The organism is Klebsiella sp. Lac1 (genome assembly GCF_009825425.1).
Lineage (GTDB): Bacteria > Pseudomonadota > Gammaproteobacteria > Enterobacterales > Enterobacteriaceae > Klebsiella > Klebsiella electrica.
Map to the genome: position 1 here is coordinate 1900871 of NZ_VJZJ01000001.1, position 17022 is coordinate 1917892.

The 17022-nt window shown below is 57.0% G+C and carries 13 protein-coding genes; 9 read left to right on the top strand and 4 right to left on the bottom strand.

Going from position 1 to position 17022, the window contains the following annotated elements:
• Window positions 1-298 precede the first annotated feature (298 nt).
• The 3 genes from ydgH (at window position 299) to folM (ending at window position 3571) form a co-directional block, all read left to right on the top strand.
• Window positions 299-1249: a DUF1471 family protein YdgH gene (gene ydgH / locus FNY10_RS09120; protein WP_100685077.1), complete on the top strand. Its 951-nt coding sequence runs from the start codon at window positions 299-301 to the stop codon at window positions 1247-1249.
• A gap of 177 nt (window positions 1250-1426) precedes the next feature.
• A complete protein-coding gene (locus tag FNY10_RS09125; protein WP_141964508.1) occupies window positions 1427-2809 on the top strand; it encodes an amino acid permease in 1383 nt (460 codons plus the stop codon).
• A gap of 36 nt (window positions 2810-2845) precedes the next feature.
• Window positions 2846-3571 (top strand): dihydromonapterin reductase, encoded by a 726-nt coding sequence (gene folM, locus FNY10_RS09130; protein ID WP_141964507.1) that lies wholly within the window; start codon window positions 2846-2848, stop codon window positions 3569-3571.
• Here the strand turns inward: folM and FNY10_RS09135 are convergent.
• On the bottom strand, window positions 3568-3903 hold the full coding sequence (locus FNY10_RS09135; protein ID WP_100685081.1) for a GlpM family protein: 336 nt from the start codon (window positions 3901-3903) through the stop codon (window positions 3568-3570). The genes folM and FNY10_RS09135 overlap by 4 nt on opposite strands.
• 228 nt (window positions 3904-4131) lie before the next feature.
• Between FNY10_RS09135 and rstA the strand changes: the two genes are divergently transcribed.
• The 3 genes from rstA to tus all read left to right on the top strand — a co-directional run bounded on the left by rstA (window position 4132) and on the right by tus (window position 7464).
• Window positions 4132-4848, top strand: coding sequence for a two-component system response regulator RstA (gene rstA, locus FNY10_RS09140; RefSeq protein ID WP_131049646.1), 717 nt, complete (start codon window positions 4132-4134; stop codon window positions 4846-4848).
• A gap of 309 nt (window positions 4849-5157) precedes the next feature.
• Window positions 5158-6459, top strand: a complete 1302-nt coding sequence (gene rstB, locus FNY10_RS09145) for a two-component system sensor histidine kinase RstB (RefSeq protein WP_131049647.1) — start codon at window positions 5158-5160, stop codon at window positions 6457-6459.
• Between the two features lie 72 nt (window positions 6460-6531).
• Window positions 6532-7464, top strand: coding sequence for a DNA replication terminus site-binding protein (gene tus / locus FNY10_RS09150; protein ID WP_141964506.1), 933 nt, complete (start codon window positions 6532-6534; stop codon window positions 7462-7464).
• Here tus and fumC read toward each other — a convergent pair.
• Together fumC and fumA are read right to left on the bottom strand one after the other, a co-directional pair.
• On the bottom strand, window positions 7454-8854 hold the full coding sequence (gene fumC / locus FNY10_RS09155) for a class II fumarate hydratase (protein ID WP_160704790.1): 1401 nt from the start codon (window positions 8852-8854) through the stop codon (window positions 7454-7456). The two genes, tus and fumC, sit on opposite strands and share 11 nt — an antisense overlap.
• A 144-nt stretch (window positions 8855-8998) precedes the next feature.
• Window positions 8999-10645: a class I fumarate hydratase FumA gene (gene fumA / locus FNY10_RS09160; RefSeq protein ID WP_141964504.1), complete on the bottom strand. Its 1647-nt coding sequence runs from the start codon at window positions 10643-10645 to the stop codon at window positions 8999-9001.
• 196 nt (window positions 10646-10841) lie between these two features.
• Between fumA and manA the strand changes: the two genes are divergently transcribed.
• Both manA and FNY10_RS09170 read left to right on the top strand, forming a co-directional pair.
• A complete protein-coding gene (gene manA / locus FNY10_RS09165; RefSeq protein WP_141964503.1) occupies window positions 10842-12020 on the top strand; it encodes a mannose-6-phosphate isomerase in 1179 nt (392 codons plus the stop codon).
• Between the two features lie 98 nt (window positions 12021-12118).
• A complete protein-coding gene (locus FNY10_RS09170) occupies window positions 12119-13663 on the top strand; it encodes a YdgA family protein (protein ID WP_141964502.1) in 1545 nt (514 codons plus the stop codon).
• Between the two features lie 537 nt (window positions 13664-14200).
• Here the strand turns inward: FNY10_RS09170 and FNY10_RS09175 are convergent.
• Window positions 14201-15229, bottom strand: a complete 1029-nt coding sequence (locus tag FNY10_RS09175; protein ID WP_100685089.1) for a Mal regulon transcriptional regulator MalI — start codon at window positions 15227-15229, stop codon at window positions 14201-14203.
• 173 nt (window positions 15230-15402) lie between these two features.
• Here FNY10_RS09175 and malX point away from each other — a divergent pair, with 173 nt between their 5' ends.
• On the top strand, window positions 15403-16995 hold the full coding sequence (gene malX, locus FNY10_RS09180; RefSeq protein ID WP_141964501.1) for a maltose/glucose-specific PTS transporter subunit IIBC: 1593 nt from the start codon (window positions 15403-15405) through the stop codon (window positions 16993-16995).
• The last annotated feature ends 27 nt before the right edge of the window (window positions 16996-17022 follow it).

Below are 17022 nucleotides of genomic sequence, written 5' to 3' on the forward strand. Positions count from 1 at the left end.
TAAATTCATGACCAGACCTGATAAATCGCTTAACTGATGCTGTTATACGCCATTAATCGCCAGTAAGAACACACTATTAACATTACGTTAACTTATAAAAGTGGTATTGATTATCAATTTTGCTGGTCAAGCGGCTGTTTTTTCAACATATCAGAAATTGTTATATTATTGTGATGCACGTTTCGGGCGGTAAGCAAAAAATGACGCAGACAGTCACGCCTTTTAAATGCAATAATCGAGCGTTATCAGTCAACAACAATACCAGTACATGGTTTGCGCAAGGCAAAGGATTATTTTTATGAAGCTTAAGAACTCACTCCTGGCGTCTGCTCTCCTGGCTACGACAGCGTTGTCAGCCCATGCAGCGACCGAGCTGACTCCGGAGCAGGCGGCGGCGCTAAAACCCTACGATCGTGTCGTGATCACGGGCCGTTTTACTGCCATCGGCGATGCGGTAAAAGCCATGTCCCGCAAAGCGGACAAAGATGGCGCTGCCTCATTTTATGTTGTCGACACTTCTGATTATGGCAACAGCGGCAACTGGCGCGTAACGGCGGATTTGTATAAAAACAATGCCCCGCAGGCGGATGCCCCGAAAAATCGCGTCATTAATGGCGTCATGGAATTGCCTAAGGATCAGGCCGTCGAGCTTGAGCCTTTTGATACCGTGACCGTGCAGGGCTTTTATCGCAGCCAGCCGGAAGTGAATGATGCGATCACCAAAGCGGCGAAAGCCAAAGGCGCCGCCTCCTTCTTTATCGTTCGTCAGGTTGATGCCAACCAGGGCGGCAACCAGCGTATCACTGCCTATATCTATAAAGCCGATGCGAAAAAACGCGTTCTGCAGAGCCCGGACGCGATCCCGGCCGACTCTGAAGCCGGGCGCGCAGCGCTGGCTGAAGGCGGTAGCGCCGCGAAAAACGTCGAAATTCCAGGCGTTGCCACCAGCGCAGCGGTCGGTTCCGGTACCGGCGTAGGTCGTTTCTTCGAAACGCAGTCATCAAAAGGCGGACGTTACACCGTCACGCTGCCGGATGGCACCAAAATCGAAGAAGTGAACAAGATAACCGCCGCCCAGATGGTGCCGTTTGACAGCATCAAGTTCACCGGTAATTACGGCAACATGACCGAGATTTCGTACCAGACCGCCAAGCGCGCGGCGAAGAAAGGGGCGAAGTACTACCACATTACCCGCCAGTGGCAGGAACGTGGCGGCAACATCACCATCAGCGCAGACCTGTATAAATAATCGCGTCGACCTGGACAAAAAGGCGGCATCTTGCCGCCTTTTTGTTTTTTTTCATCCGCCGCCATTGCATGCACCCAAGACACTCCGTAAAATCCCGCGCCTTAGCGTAATCCTCCATTTTTATGCGATTTCGCCAAATAAATATTCTTGATTCACCGCCGTCACCCCGAGAATACAATGGAAAAGAAACTGGGCCTCAGCGCCTTGACCGCACTGGTACTGAGCTCAATGCTGGGCGCAGGTGTGTTCAGCCTGCCGCAAAATATGGCGGCCGTCGCCAGCCCTGCGGCTCTGCTGATTGGCTGGGCGATCACCGGCGTGGGGATTTTATTCCTCGCCTTCGCTATGCTGCTGTTGACCCGTATTCGCGCCGATCTTGACGGCGGTATCTTCACCTATGCCCGCGAAGGCTTCGGCGAGGTCGTCGGTTTTTGCTCGGCCTGGGGCTACTGGCTGTGCGCGGTGATCGCCAACGTCTCTTATCTGGTGATTGTCTTTGCCGCGCTCAGCTTCTTTACCGACACTCCGGACGCCGTTATTTTCGGTAGCGGTAATACCTGGCAGGCCATCGTAGGCGCTTCGCTGCTGCTGTGGATCGTGCACTTTCTGGTCCTGCGCGGCGTCCAGACCGCCGCAGGCATTAACCTGGTCGCCACCCTGGCGAAGCTGATCCCGCTCGGCGCCTTTATTATTCTCGCCGTTATCACCTTTCGTCTGGAGAGGTTCCGCCTTGATTTTAGCGGCCTGGCGCTCGGCGTACCGGTCTGGGAACAGGTGAAGAACACCATGCTGATCACCCTGTGGGTATTTATCGGTGTGGAAGGCGCGGTCGTGGTTTCCGCGCGTGCGCGCAATAAACAGGATGTCGGCCGCGCGACGCTGCTGGCGGTCCTTTCGGCGCTGACGGTGTATCTGCTGGTGACTCTGCTCTCGTTAGGCGTGGTCGCCCGTCCGGAACTGGCCGAAATGCGTAATCCGTCGATGGCCGGTCTGATGGTGAAGATGATGGGCTCATGGGGCGAAGTGGTCATCGCTGCCGGGCTGATTATTTCCGTGTGCGGCGCCTACCTGAGCTGGACCATTATGGCGGCAGAAGTCCCGTGGCTCGCCGCGACGCATAAAGCATTTCCGCGCCGCTTCGCCCGGCAGAATAAAAACAACGCCCCGTCGGCCTCGCTGTGGTTAACCAATATCAGCGTTCAGGTATCGCTGGTGCTGATCTGGCTGACAAGGTCCGACTACAATACGTTACTGACCATCGCCTCCGAGATGATTCTGGTGCCCTATTTCCTCGTGGGCGCCTTCCTGCTGAAGATTGCGGTACGTCCGCTGCATAAGGCGGTCGGTGTCGGCGCATGTCTTTATGGCTTATGGTTATTATATGCGTCTGGCCCTGTGCATTTATTGTTGTCAGTGATACTTTACGCTCCGGGTCTTCTGGTGTTCCTGTACGCTCGCCGTACGCACCAGCACGATCGCATGCTCAAACGCCGTGAATTAGCCTTAATTGGTTTTTTGCTGGTTGCCGCTATACCGGCAACGTGGATGCTGGTGGGGTAAGCGGTCGCCCTGCTGCTGAACTCAAAGGAGATACTCATGACTGTCCGACAGCCTCGCCCGATACTTATCACCGGTGGAGGCCGCCGCATCGGCCTTGCGCTGGCGCACCATTTTCTGGAGCAGCAGCAGCCTGTTATCGTCAGCTATCGCACGCACTACCCGGCCATTGACGCGCTGCGCAACGCCGGAGCCATCTGTCTTGCCGCCGATTTTAGTACCGATGACCAGATAATGGCCTTCGCCGAAGCGGTCAAACTCCACGCCGCCGACGGGCTGCGCGCTATCATTCATAACGCTAGCGGCTGGATGGCTGAAAAGCCGGGCGTTCCGCTCACCACGGTGCTGGCCAGCATGATGCAGATCCACGTTCATGCCCCCTATTTGCTCAACCACGCGCTGGAAACGCTCCTGCGCGGACACGGGCACGCCGCCAGCGATATTATTCATATCACTGACTATGTCGTTGAACGCGGCAGCGATAAACATATTGCCTACGCGGCCAGTAAAGCCGCGCTGGATAATATGACCCGCTCATTTGCCCGCAAGCTGGCGCCGGAGATTAAGGTTAACGCAATTGCCCCTTCGCTAATTATGTTTAACGAGGGCGACGACGCTGAATATCGCCAGCAGGCGCTGGATAAATCGCTCATGAAAAGCGTGGCGGGCGAAAAAGAGATTATCGACCTGCTCGATTATCTGTTCTCCAGCCGGTTCGTTACGGGCCGCTCTTTTGCCGTGGATGGCGGCAGACACCTGCGTTAGTGGCAGCGGCTCCAGACGAGGATCAGCAGCCAGGCACACAGTCCCCAGCCGCCAACTGCGCCCGCCAGTGCCCACGGCAGGCGCATCATGCCGATAAAGTACCAGAGCAACAGCAGATAGATAAAATAGGGAATGATTGACCACATCCCGAAGATTATCGTGGTTCGCAGCGCCTCAATCCCGCGCTCGTTGGCCACAATATAATGTGCAATCAGGGCGAAGGTCGGAAATAACGGAATTAAACCGGCAATATAATAATTTTTGCTTTTAGACAGTATGCCGATAAGTACCACGACCAGCGCTCCGAGCAGCCCTTTAATCAACAACCCCATTCCTTTAGCCTTAACATTTAAACAACAAGTTGATGTAGCATAATGGAAGTACATATATTCACAATATCATTCGCATCGCCCCCTCCCGAGCCTGGTTAACCCGCCGGGCGCCCAACGCGCGAAGCGAACGCCGGGACAGTGTGAAGGATGACGTCTTTTTTATAAAAGAGTAATGGCAGGTAGCCTGGCGGCGGTGTATGTTAATTCTTTTTCCAGTACAAGTAAGATATGAATAAGATCGTTTTTGTTGAGGATGATCCGGAAGTTGGCGCTCTGATCGCCGCTTATCTCGGAAAGCACGATATGGAAGTGGTGGTTGAGCCGCGAGGTGACCGGGCTGAAGAGGTTATCGCGCGGGAGAAACCCGACCTGGTGTTGCTGGATATTATGTTGCCAGGCAAAGACGGCATGACGCTATGCCGCGATCTGCGCGGCCAGTGGCAAGGTCCGATTGTGTTGCTCACCTCGCTTGACAGCGATATGAACCATATTTTGTCGCTGGAAATGGGCGCCAGCGATTACATTCTGAAGACCACGCCGCCGGCCGTATTACTGGCGCGCCTGCGCCTGCATTTACGCCAGCACGTCGCCACTCCCGTGGCCCATACCCCGGCATCGCTTACGCCGCATAAATCGATTGCATTCGGTTCCCTGCTCATCGACCCGGTTAACCGTCAGGTGCTGCTCGGTGGCGAGAGCGTGGCGCTGTCAACGGCTGATTTTGAGCTGTTATGGGAACTGGCCACCCACGCCGGACAGATTATGGATCGTGATGCGCTGCTGAAAAACCTGCGCGGCGTCAGTTACGATGGGATGGATCGCAGCGTGGATGTGGCGATATCACGCCTGCGCAAAAAACTGCTCGACAGCGCGACCGAGCCCTATCGCATCAAGACGGTGCGCAATAAAGGGTATCTGTTCGCTCCTCACGCCTGGGACAATTAACGTCCCTGCGGCCGTAACCACGACAAAACCACCTGCGGGTGGTTTTTGCTGGCGTCTCCTGGCGCCTGCCATCGGCAGGCGCACTGACGATTCCCGACAATTCACTGCCGCTTCCCCGACGCGCGCCGGACGCCTCTTCGTGCTATACCGCTTTCGCGACCCGTTTTACGCTCGGGCAGCCATATTAGCGAGTTAAACCGCTGGATGCGGAGCGCGGCCGGTGAATCAGGCGGGCGAATATCGGCCTGCCGGTAGCGCTCATGAACGGAAAAGCGATATAGTTAACCGTCTATATTTCGGTGGTATTTTATGAAAAAGCTGTTTGTGCAGTTTTACCTTCTGCTGTTCGTCTGCTTCCTGGTGATGACCATGCTGGTGGGGCTGGTGTATAAATTCACCGCCGAACGTGCGGGTCGGCAATCGCTGGACGATCTGATGAAAAGCTCGCTGTATCTGATGCGTAGCGAGCTGCGAGAAACCCCGCCCCGCGACTGGAGCAAAACGCTAAAGGAGCTGGATCTTAATCTGTCATTCGATCTGCATATTGAGCCGCTGAGTAAATATAAGCTCTCAGAAAACTCGATGCAGCATCTGCGCGCCGGGGATATTGTCGCCCTCGATGATGAATACACCTTTATTCAACGTATCCCGCGCAGCCACTACGTTCTGTCGGTAGGCCCCGTCCCCTATCTCTATTTCCTCCATGAGATGCGTTTGCTGGATGTCTCCCTGATGGCTTTCATCGCCATTTCGCTGGCCTTTCCGGTGTTTATCTGGATGCGTCCCCACTGGCAGGATATGTTGCGCCTTGAGACCGCGGCCCAGCGCTTTGGCGAGGGGCATTTTACCGAGCGCATTCATTTCGACAGTATGTCCAGCTTTGAACGTCTGGGCGTGGCCTTTAACCAGATGGCCGACAATATCAACGCCCTGATCGCCAGCAAGAAACTGCTGATCGACGGGATTGCCCACGAGCTGCGTACGCCGCTGGTGCGTCTGCGCTATCGTCTGGAGATGAGTGAAAACCTGACCGAGGCGGAATCCCAGGCGCTGAACCGCGATATTGGTCAGCTGGAAGCCTTAATCGAGGAGCTGTTGACCTACGCCCGCCTGGACCGTCCGCAGAACGAACTTCATCTGACGACGCCTGATTTCCCCGCCTGGATAGCGGCGCACGTTGAAGAGATTCAGATGGTTAATCCCCAACGCGATGTGGCGTTACATGAAGTGGTCGCCGGGGATTACGGCGCGCTTGATATGCGTCTGATGGAACGCGTGCTGGATAATCTCGTCAACAACGCATTGCGCTACAGCAACCAGCGGATTCAGGTCAGCCTGACGCTACAGGGTTCGCGAGCAACCTTACAGGTTGAAGATGACGGCCCGGGCATCGACCCGGAGGAACGCGAGCGGGTGTTTGAGCCCTTTGTCCGTCTCGATCCTAGCCGCGACCGGGCCACCGGCGGCTGCGGGCTTGGGCTGGCGATTGTTCACAGTATCGCCCAGGCCATGTCTGGCGAGGTGAGCTGCGGCGCCAGTTCTCTGGGCGGCGCTCGCTTTTGTTTTAGCTGGCCAGTCTATCATCAGTTGCCCAATTTGAGCGCTGCCTGACCCCACTTGCGCAGGTGCTTCGGCCTGCGTATAGTTAAAATCAAACAGTATGTTGTAACTAAGGTGGGCACTATGGCCAGCTATGACCTCGTTGAACGTCTGAATGATACCTTTCGCCAGCTGGAACGCGAGCTCCAGCTGCTCCAGCAGCGCCTGCGCGCCTGCCGATTGCTGGCCGCCCGGGTGTTTGAACTGCCGGCGGTCAGTAAAGAGGCGGAACACGACCCGCTGGAGACCATTGAGGTGGTCCAGCACATCGGGCAACCGGCGCTGGAGATGGCGCTCAGGCACTACAGCCATCTGTTCATTCAGCAACAATCGGAAAGCCGCAGCAGCAAGGCGGCGGTCCGCCTCCCCGGCGCTATCTGTCTGCAAACCGCTGGCGAGGAGCAGTCAGCGTTACTGCAGAACATTTCCCACATTAACGCGCTGAAAGCCGCTTTCGAAAAAATTGTCACCGTCGATTCCGGCCTGCCCACCGCGGCGCGTTTTGAATGGGTCCACCGTCATCTGCCGGGGCTTATCACCCTCAGCGCCTATCGCACCTTGACGGTGCTATGCGACCCGAGCACTATTCGCTTCGGCTGGGCTAATAAGCATGTGATTAAAAATCTCACTCGTGATGAGGTGCTGCTGCAGCTGGAAAAAAGCCTGCAATCGCCGCGCGCGGTACCGCCGTGGACGCGCGAGCAGTGGCAAAGCAAACTGGAGCGAGAGTATCAGGATATCGCCGCTCTGCCGCAGCGGGCAAAGCTTAAGATCAAGCGGCCGGTGAAGGTCCAGCCTATTGCCCGCGTCTGGTACGCCGGTGAGCAGAAACAGGTGCAGTACGCCTGCCCTGGCCCGCTTATCACGCTGATATCCGGCACGCAGGGGGGGAGCGTGCCGGATATCGGCGAGTTGCTGAACTACGATGCGGATAATGTGCAGTATCGCTATAAGCCGCAGGCGCAATCGCTCAGGCTGCTGATCCCGCGCCTGCATCTGTGGCTGGCTAACGAGTAGTCATACTGCCCACCATCTCTTGCGGACACACCCAGCTGTCAAATTCGGCCTCCGTCAGATAGCCCAGCGCTAACGCGGAGGCTTTCAGGGTCAGCCCCTCCTTATGCGCCTTTTTGGCAATTTCCGCCGCTTTGTCATAGCCAATATGGGTATTCAGCGCCGTGACCAGCATCAGAGACTCATTGAGCAACTGGGCGATGCGCTCGCGGTTCGGTTCAATACCGGTCGCGCAGTGCTCATTAAAACTCTCCATCCCGTCCGCCAGCAGGCGCACCGATTGCAGGAAATTATGAATCACCATTGGACGATAGACGTTGAGTTCGAAGTTGCCGGATGCCCCGCCGATATTGACCGCTACATCATTGCCCATGACCTGGCAGCACAGCATCGTCAGCGCTTCGCACTGCGTGGGGTTAACCTTGCCAGGCATAATTGACGAGCCGGGTTCATTTTCCGGAATGGCGATTTCACCAATCCCGCAACGCGGGCCGGAAGCCAGCCAGCGCACATCGTTGGCAATCTTCATCAACGAGGCCGCCAGCCCCTTCAGCGCTCCGTGGGCGTGGACCAGCGCATCGCAGGTCGCCAGGGCCTCAAATTTATTCGGCGCAGTGACGAACGGCTGACCGCTGAGGGTCGCCAGTTCCGCCGCCACCCGCACGGCATATTCAGGATGGGTGTTCAGACCGGTGCCAACGGCGGTACCGCCCAACGCCAGCTCGCTCAGGTGCGGCAGGCTCAGTTCAAGGTGGCGCAGATTGTGTTCCAGCATCGCCACCCAGCCGGAGAACTCCTGCCCCAGCGTTAACGGCGTCGCATCCTGCAGATGCGTACGGCCAATTTTAACGATGTCGTTGAAGGCAGCCGCTTTGTCGCTCAACGTCTGTTTCAGCACCGTGAGCCGGGGGATGAGCGCTTCGCGCAGCGCGATAATCGCCGCCACATGCATCGCGGTCGGAAAGACGTCGTTAGAACTCTGGCTCTTATTCACGTCATCATTAGGATGAACTTTGCGCTCCATGCCGCGCACGCCGCCCAGCAGTTCACTGGCGCGGTTGGCCAACACCTCGTTCATGTTCATGTTGCTTTGCGTGCCGGAGCCGGTCTGCCAGATAGCCAGCGGAAATTCATCGGGATGGTTGCCAGCCAGCACTTCATCGGCAGCCTGAATAATTGCCCCGGCCTTCTCTGCCGCCAGTAATCCCAGATCCTGGTTAACCTTCGCCGCCGCCCGTTTGGTCAGCGCCAGCGCATAAATCAGTTCGCCCGGCATTTTTTCCGTCGAGATGCGGAAATGTTCCAGCGAACGCTGGGTCTGCGCGCCCCATAGCTTATCGGCGGGCACCTCGATAGCGCCCATAGAGTCTTTTTCATTGCGATGCGTTGTCATTACTTTCTCCTTGAATACAAAGTACGTAATTACGACAAAGCTCACCTGCTATAAAGGGTTAAGTATTGGTCAAATTTTTAAGGTTATATTGTTCGTTCGTGCCGCTAAACGACATAAAAAAACCGCCCCGGAGGGCGGCTTCGATTATTTCACACAGCGCGTGCACTGCGAGGACTGAATCTGCTGGAAGAAGTCGTTACCTTTGTCATCCACCAGAATGAATGCCGGGAAATCTTCCACTTCGATTTTCCAGATAGCCTCCATCCCCAGTTCCGGATACGCCACGCACTCCAGGCTGCGGATACTCTGCTGCGCCAGCACCGCCGCCGGGCCGCCGATGCTGCCGAGATAGAATCCGCCGTGTTTATGGCAGGCGTCGGTCACCTGCTGGCTGCGGTTGCCTTTCGCCAGCATCACCATACTCGCGCCGTGGGACTGCAGCAGATCGACATAGGAGTCCATACGTCCGGCGGTGGTCGGGCCGAGCGAACCGGAGGCATAGCCATCGGGCGTTTTCGCCGGGCCAGCGTAGTAGATCGGGTGATCTTTCACGTACTGCGGCAGCGTTTCGCCGTTATCCAGCAGCTCTTTCAGCTTCGCGTGGGCGATATCGCGCGCTACGATGATGGTGCCACTGAGCGACAGCCGGGTCGATACCGGGTACTGCGACAGCAGGGCCAGAATCTCGCTCATCGGCTGATTGAGATTCACCTTCACCGCCTCACCCTCACCGGCCTGACGCAGCGACTCCGGAATGTATTTGCCCGGATTGCTTTCCAGTTTCTCCAGCCAGATCCCTTCCCGGTTGATTTTGGCCTTGATATTGCGATCAGCGGAACAGGAGACGCCCATCCCCACCGGGCAGGAGGCCCCGTGGCGCGGCAGACGCACTACGCGGATATCGTGGGCAAAGTATTTGCCGCCGAACTGGGCGCCGAGGCCAAGATTCTGCGCTTCCAGCAGCAGTTCCTGCTCCAGCTGAATATCGCGGAACGCCTGACCATGTTCATTACCTTCGGTCGGCAGGCCGTCATAATATTTGGTCGAAGCCAGCTTGACGGTTTTCAGCGTTGATTCCGCCGAGGTGCCGCCAATCACGAAGGCGATATGGTACGGCGGGCAGGCCGCGGTGCCGAGAGTGCGCATCTTCTCAACCAGGTAGCTTTTCAGCTTCGCCGGGGTAATCAGCGCTTTGGTTTCCTGATACAGATAGGTCTTGTTGGCCGAACCGCCGCCCTTGGCGATACAGAGGAATTTGTATTCGTCGCCGTCGGTGGCATAAAGATCGATCTGCGCCGGCAGGTTGGTCCCGGTGTTGACCTCTTTATACATATCCAGGGCCGCGTTTTGCGAGTAGCGCAGGTTGTCCTGGATATAGGTGTTATACACCCCTTGCGCCAGCGCCGCTTCATCGCCGCCGCCGGTCCACACGCGCTGGCCCTTTTTACCGGTGATGATTGCGGTACCGGTATCCTGGCAGGTCGGCAAAATGCCTTTGGCCGCGATATCGGAGTTGCGCAGGAACTGCAGGGCGACGTATTTGTCGTTTTCGCTAGCTTGCGGGTCGTTAAGGATATCGGCGACCTGCTGCTGGTGCGCCGGGCGCAACATGAAGGAAGCATCGTGGAAAGCGTGTTGCGCCAGAAGGGTCAGCGCCTGAGGTTCAACCTTCAGGACTTCCTGGCCGGCAAATTCGGCGACGGAGACGTAGTCACGACTGAGGAGATAATACTCGGTGTCATCCTTTTTAAGGGGAAAAGGATCCTGATAAACAAACGGTTTATTCGACATTGTGCTCTCACTTACTGCTGGGCTGATTATATTTCAGGCAGACACTCCATTTGCCTGTAGAAAAGCGAGTCGATCAATTTTACACAAAATTTTAACAAAAACTGAGACAGGGACGACTTTTTCTTTCAGCAGTTGCTTCCTGGCGGTTTGCTGGTTTAATAGAGCGATAATTATCATGTAGCAACAGGGATTGAGAATGCAAAAGCTCATTAACTCAGTACAGAACTATGCCTGGGGAAGCCACACCGCATTAACCGAACTTTATGGTATCGCTAACCCGGACAACCTGCCAATGGCGGAGCTGTGGATGGGCGCGCACCCGAAGAGCAGCTCGCAAATTCTCGACGCTGACGGTCGCCCGCACGCGCTGCGCCAGATCATTGAAGGCGACAAGTCCGCGCTGCTCGGCGACAAGGTTGCGCAGCGTTTCGGCGAACTGCCGTTCCTGTTTAAAGTGCTCTGCGCCGCCCAGCCGCTCTCTATTCAGGTGCACCCGAACAAGCAGGCCTCGGAAATTGGTTTCGCCAAAGAGAATGCTGCCGGTATTCCGCTGGACGCCGCCGAGCGTAACTATAAAGACCCGAACCACAAGCCGGAGCTGGTCTTTGCGCTGACGCCATTCCTGGCGATGAACGCGTTCCGCGAGTTTTCCGCTATCGTTGCCCTGCTGCAACCCGTCGCCAGCGCGAATCCCACGATAGGCGAGTTCCTTCGCCAGCCGGACGCGGAACACTTAAGCCAGCTGTTTGCCGGACTGCTGAATATGCAGGGCGAGGAAAAAACCCACGCGCTGAACGTACTGCGGGCAGCGCTGGATAGCGAACAAGGCGAACCGTGGCAGACCATCCGCCTGATCGCCGAATTCTATCCCGACGACAGCGGCCTGTTCTCTCCGCTGCTGCTTAACGTGGTGAAGCTGAATCCCGGCGAGGCGATGTTCCTGTTCGCGGAAACGCCGCACGCCTACCTGCAGGGCGTGGCGCTGGAGGTGATGGCCAACTCGGATAACGTGCTGCGTGCCGGCCTGACGCCGAAGTACATTGATATTCCTGAGCTGGTTGCCAACGTCAAGTTTGTCGCCAAGCCGGCAGGCGAACTGCTGACTCAGCCGGTGCAACACCAGGCGGAGCTGGATTTCCCGATTCCGGTCGATGATTTCGCCTTCTCCCTGCACGATCTCTCGGCACAGGAATCCACCCTCGACCAGCAGAGCGCGGCTATCATCTTCTGCGTAGAAGGCGAAGCGGTTCTACGTAAAGGTGAACAGCGTCTGACCCTGAAAGCCGGTGAATCGGCCTTTATTGGCTGTAACGAGTCGCCGGTACAGGTCAGCGGCAGTGGTCGTCTGGCGCGCGTCTTTAATAAGCTCAAGTAAGTTACTGAACTTTTTAGCCGCGCTTGCTAGACTTTCCCTCATCATGACAACATCACCAGGCGGCCCGATCCGCCTGGTTTTATTTATGGACAAATGCTATGAAGAAATCGCTGGTCGCAGCAGGAATTATCGTGGCGCTGGGCGTCATCTGGACAGGTGGCGCCTGGTATACAGGGAAACAGCTGGAAAACCGCCTCGCCGAAGTGGTGCAACAGGCTAATGCGCAGCTACAGAGTAGCGCGCCGGAAGCGGGCGTCGAGCTGTCATGGCAAAACTATCAGCGTGGCGTATTCAGTAGCCACCTGCAGCTGGTAGTGAAGCCGGTTGCCGGTAAAGAGAACAGTTGGCTGGCGGACGGGCAGTCACTGGTGTTTGATGAAGGGGTCGATCACGGCCCCTTCCCGCTAGCCGCGCTGAAATCCGGCCAGCTTGCCCCGGCGTTAGCGTCCATCAAAACCACGCTGGTCAATAACGATGCCAGCAAAGGGCTGTTTGATATCGCCAAAGGCGAATCACCATTTACCATCAATACCCGCATTGCCTACAGCGGCGACAGCCGGTCGGCTATCGTTCTGAAACCGCTGGACTACGCGAAAGGCGATGAGAAAGTTGCCTTCAGCGGCGGTCAGTTCCAGCTCGATGCGGATGCGCAAGGCAAAGCCGTGAGTCTGAGCGGCGAAGCGAGCAGCGGCCAGATCAACGCGCGCAATGAATACAACCAGAAAGTCCAGCTGAACTTCAATAACCTGAAAACCGACGGCGCCACCGAGATGACCGACTTCAATGAGCGTATCGGTAAGCAAAAAATCTCTCTGGATAAACTGTCGATTGGCGTTGAAGGGAAAGAGCTGGCTCTGCTGGAAGGCATGAACATCGATGGTCAGTCTTCGCTGACCGCAGACGGTAAAGGGATTAACAGCCAGTTGGATTACACCGTCAACAGCCTGAAGCTGCAAAACCAGGATATCGGCAGCGGTAAGCTGACCGTCAAGCTGGCGAATCTGGATGGTCAGGCCTGGCATCAGTTCAGCCAGCAGTACAATGCCGAAGCCCAGGCGCTGATGGCGAATCCGCAGCTGACGCAAAATCCTGAGCTGTATCAGCAGGCGCTGACGGAAACCTTCTTTAAAGCGCTGCCGATTCTGCTGAAGGGCAATCCGTCACTGACTATCGCTCCGCTGAGCTGGCGTAATGCCAAAGGGGAAAGCACCTTTAATATGTCCGTTCTGCTAAAAGATCCTGCGCAGACCACCGCTGAGCCGCAAACGCTGGCGGATGAAGTGGATCGCAGCATCAAGTCGCTCGACAGCAAGCTGGTCATTCCGGTCGATATGGCCACCGCCTTTATGACTCAGATTGCCGGCCTCGAAGGCTACCAGCCAGAAGATGCGGCGAAACTGGCAGACCAGCAGGTGAAAGGTCTGGCCGCCATGGGACAGATGTTCCGCATTACCACGATGGACGACAACGCGATTACCTCCAGTCTGCAATATGCCGAGGGTCAGGTCACCCTGAACGGGCAGAAAATGCCGCTGGACGAGTTCGCGGGAATGTTTGGCTTCACTCTGCCGGCAGCCCCTGGCGGCGAGCCGCAGGAAACCCTGCCTGAAGAAGTGGCGCCACCGGTTGCGCCGCAGCCGTAACATCACACAGGCCCGGTCAGGTACAGCCGCCACCGGGCAAGCATGCGGGAACCATAGTTAACATCTGAGCCCTTTTCGAGGGGCTCCGTTTGCCTGCTAACGCCCGGCGGCGCTTCGCTTGCGCGGGCCTACGGCAACGTGGCAACCGCTCAAATCACACAGGCCTGGTAAGACAGCCGTCACCGGGCAAGCATGCGGGAACCATAGTTAACATCTGAGCCCTTTTCGAGGGGCTCCGTTTGCCTGCTAACGCCCGGCGGCGCTTCGCTTGCGCGGGCCTACGGCAACGCGGCAACCGCTAACATCACACAGGCCCGGTCAGGTACAGCCGCCGCCGGGCAAGCATGCGGCAACCATAGTTAACATTCGAGCCCCTTTCGAGGGGCTCAGTTTGCCTGCCAGCGCCCGGCGGCGCTTCGCTTGCGCGGGCCTACGGCAACGCGGCAACCGCTAACATCACACAGGCCCGGTAAGGCGCAGCCGCCACCGGGCAAGCATGCGGCAACCATAGTTAACATCCAAGCCCCTTTCGAGGGGCTATTTTCGGGTCACCAGCCGCGGGGGCATAATTTGATTTCTCGCGCTCATCGGCCCCTTTTCCAGACGGCGTAGAATACATTCTGCCAGGCTTTGACCCATCTCGCGCGCAGGCGTGGTGACCCAGGTCAACGGCACATCGTCCAGCGCGCTTTCCGGGACTTCGGCAAAGGCCGCCAGCGCCACGCGCTGTTCAAAATAGCTCTCCACGCTGTCTTCACCGCTCTGGCGTCCCGCTCGCATCAGGCCAAACCACGCGCCGGTGGCAATCACGTTGTTGTAGCACAGCACGGCGGTAATGGTCGGGTTCTGGCGCAGCAGCGAGGCCATCGCTTCGGCCGCCAGCTTTTGGCTGGATTCGCACTCCACGACCCATTCACTGTGAAACGGCAGACCGTATTTGAGCAGCGTCGCGCAGTATCCGCCCACCCGCTCCGCACGCGTCAACGAAGCGCTTTGTCCTCCAAGCCAGGCAATACGCTGGTGCCCGCGGCGGATCAGGTGCTCGGTGACTATCTGCGCGGCCTGCATATTATCCGGGCGGATAAGGTCGATATCATCGAGATAGCTGGCGCGGGAGGCAAACACCAGCGGCATGCCGACCTCCGCGGCGCGATCGCGCAGTTCGCTGCCTTTGTCGATAGCACCGGCAATAATCACCCCGTCTACGCCCTGTGAAATCAGGGTTTCAAAGCGCTGACGCATTTTTTCCCCGCCATAGCCGCCCTGGGTGAGAAAGACCATTTTGCCCTCGGACTCAAGCGCATCGGTCAGCCCGGCGGTGAGCTCGGCATAAAACGGTTTGGAGAGGTCGCTGACGATAAGACCAATCACGCCGCTCTGCCCGCCGCGCAGCGAAGCCGCCTGGCGGTTACGCACAAAACCCAGTTGCTCAATCGCCTGATTGACGCGATCGCCGGTGGCCGACGATATCCGGCCTTTGCCGCTCAGCACCAGTGACACCGTACTCACCGAGACTCCGGCCACCTGCGCAACGTCGTTAATGGTGATCTTTTTTGCGATAGCCATAACTGCAACCGTCTCCCTGTGGCGGTCGATAAAACGTTTTATCAATGAGTTACCTTTATAAACGTTATTATCGCCTGATTATGTGATTTTTATCGCACTAAAAAGTGATAAAACGTTTTATCTTGCCGTAGCGTTATACCCTACCCACCACTGAAAAATCAGGATTCGTGTTAATGACGGCAAAAACGACACCAAAAATTACCTTGTGGGAGTTTTTCCAGCAGTTAGGAAAGACGTTTATGTTGCCCGTGGCATTGCTTTCTTTTTGCGGGATCATGCTGGGGATCGGCAGCTCTTTAAGCAGCCACGATGTACTCACCCTGCTGCCATGGCTCGATATTCCGCTGCTGCAGGCCGTGTTTGTCTGGATGAGCAAAGTCGGCTCCTTCGCCTTTAGCTTCCTGCCGGTGATGTTCTGTATTGCGATTCCGCTGGGGCTGGCGCGCGAAAATAAAGGCGTGGCGGCCTTCGCCGGCTTCGTCGGCTATGCGGTCATGAACCTGGCGGTGAACTTCTGGCTCACCGCGAAAGGGATCCTGCCCACGACCGATGCCGCGGTGCTGAAAGCCAACAATATCCAGAACATCATCGGTATCCAGTCGATCGATACCGGGATCCTTGGGGCGGTGATCGCCGGGATCATTGTCTGGATGCTGCACGAGCGTTTTCATAATATCCGCCTGCCCGACGCATTGGCCTTCTTTGGCGGTACGCGTTTTGTGCCGATTATCACCACCGTGGTGCTCGGGCTGGTCGGCCTGGTTATCCCCCTCGTCTGGCCGGTCTTTGCCATGGGGATCAACGCGCTCGGCCACGTGATTAACAGCGCCGGCGACTTTGGACCGATGATCTTCGGTACCGGCGAACGTTTACTGCTGCCGTTCGGCCTGCACCATATTCTGGTGGCGCTGATTCGCTTTACCGAAGCGGGCGGGACCATGGATGTGTGCGGTCATACCGTCAGCGGTGCGCTGACTATCTTCCAGGCGCAGCTGAGCTGCCCGGAAACCCACGGCTTCTCAGAAAGCGCCACCCGCTTTCTGTCGCAGGGTAAAATGCCGGCATTCCTCGGCGGCCTGCCGGGTGCGGCGCTGGCAATGTATCACTGCGCGCGTCCGGAAAACCGTCATAAAATTAAAGGCCTGCTGATCTCCGGCGTGATCGCCTGCGTTGTCGGCGGCACCACTGAACCGCTGGAGTTCCTGTTCCTGTTCGTCGCCCCGGTCCTGTATGTTATTCACGCTCTGCTGACCGGCCTCGGCTTCACCATTATGGCGGTGCTGGGCGTCACTATCGGCAACACCGACGGGAACATCATTGACTTCGTGGTCTTTGGCATCCTGCACGGTCTGTCAACCAAATGGTATCTGGTGCCAGTGGTTGCCGCTATCTGGTTTGCGGTGTATTACGGCATCTTCCGTTTCGCTATCACCCGCTTCAACCTGAAAACTCCGGGCCGCGATATCGACACCCAGACCGCCTTTGACAAAGCCGTGGCCGGCGTCAGCGGGAAATCCGGTTACAACGTACCGGCAATTCTGGCCGCGCTCGGCGGGGCCGATAATATCGTCTCCCTCGATAACTGTATTACCCGCCTGCGTCTGTCGGTACACGACATGAGCAAAGTGGATAGCGCCGCGCTGAAAGCCAACCGCGCCATCGGCGTGGTGCAGTTGAATCAGCATAACCTGCAGGTCGTTATCGGCCCTCAGGTTCAGTCGGTGAAAGATGAAATGGCCGTCCTGATGAATACCGTCCAGGCATAAACGTCCACCCCCTCCTGACCCGGAGGG

Coding starts and splice junctions, on each gene's coding strand:
- ydgH (WP_100685077.1), top strand. CDS start 299: ATGAAGCTTAAGAACTCACTCCTGGCGTCTGCTCTCCTGGCTACGACA.
- FNY10_RS09125 (WP_141964508.1), top strand. CDS start 1,427: ATGGAAAAGAAACTGGGCCTCAGCGCCTTGACCGCACTGGTACTGAGC.
- folM (WP_141964507.1), top strand. CDS start 2,846: ATGACTGTCCGACAGCCTCGCCCGATACTTATCACCGGTGGAGGCCGC.
- FNY10_RS09135 (WP_100685081.1), bottom strand. CDS start 3,903: ATGGGGTTGTTGATTAAAGGGCTGCTCGGAGCGCTGGTCGTGGTACTT.
- rstA (WP_131049646.1), top strand. CDS start 4,132: ATGAATAAGATCGTTTTTGTTGAGGATGATCCGGAAGTTGGCGCTCTG.
- rstB (WP_131049647.1), top strand. CDS start 5,158: ATGAAAAAGCTGTTTGTGCAGTTTTACCTTCTGCTGTTCGTCTGCTTC.
- tus (WP_141964506.1), top strand. CDS start 6,532: ATGGCCAGCTATGACCTCGTTGAACGTCTGAATGATACCTTTCGCCAG.
- fumC (WP_160704790.1), bottom strand. CDS start 8,854: ATGACAACGCATCGCAATGAAAAAGACTCTATGGGCGCTATCGAGGTG.
- fumA (WP_141964504.1), bottom strand. CDS start 10,645: ATGTCGAATAAACCGTTTGTTTATCAGGATCCTTTTCCCCTTAAAAAG.
- manA (WP_141964503.1), top strand. CDS start 10,842: ATGCAAAAGCTCATTAACTCAGTACAGAACTATGCCTGGGGAAGCCAC.
- FNY10_RS09170 (WP_141964502.1), top strand. CDS start 12,119: ATGAAGAAATCGCTGGTCGCAGCAGGAATTATCGTGGCGCTGGGCGTC.
- FNY10_RS09175 (WP_100685089.1), bottom strand. CDS start 15,229: ATGGCTATCGCAAAAAAGATCACCATTAACGACGTTGCGCAGGTGGCC.
- malX (WP_141964501.1), top strand. CDS start 15,403: ATGACGGCAAAAACGACACCAAAAATTACCTTGTGGGAGTTTTTCCAG.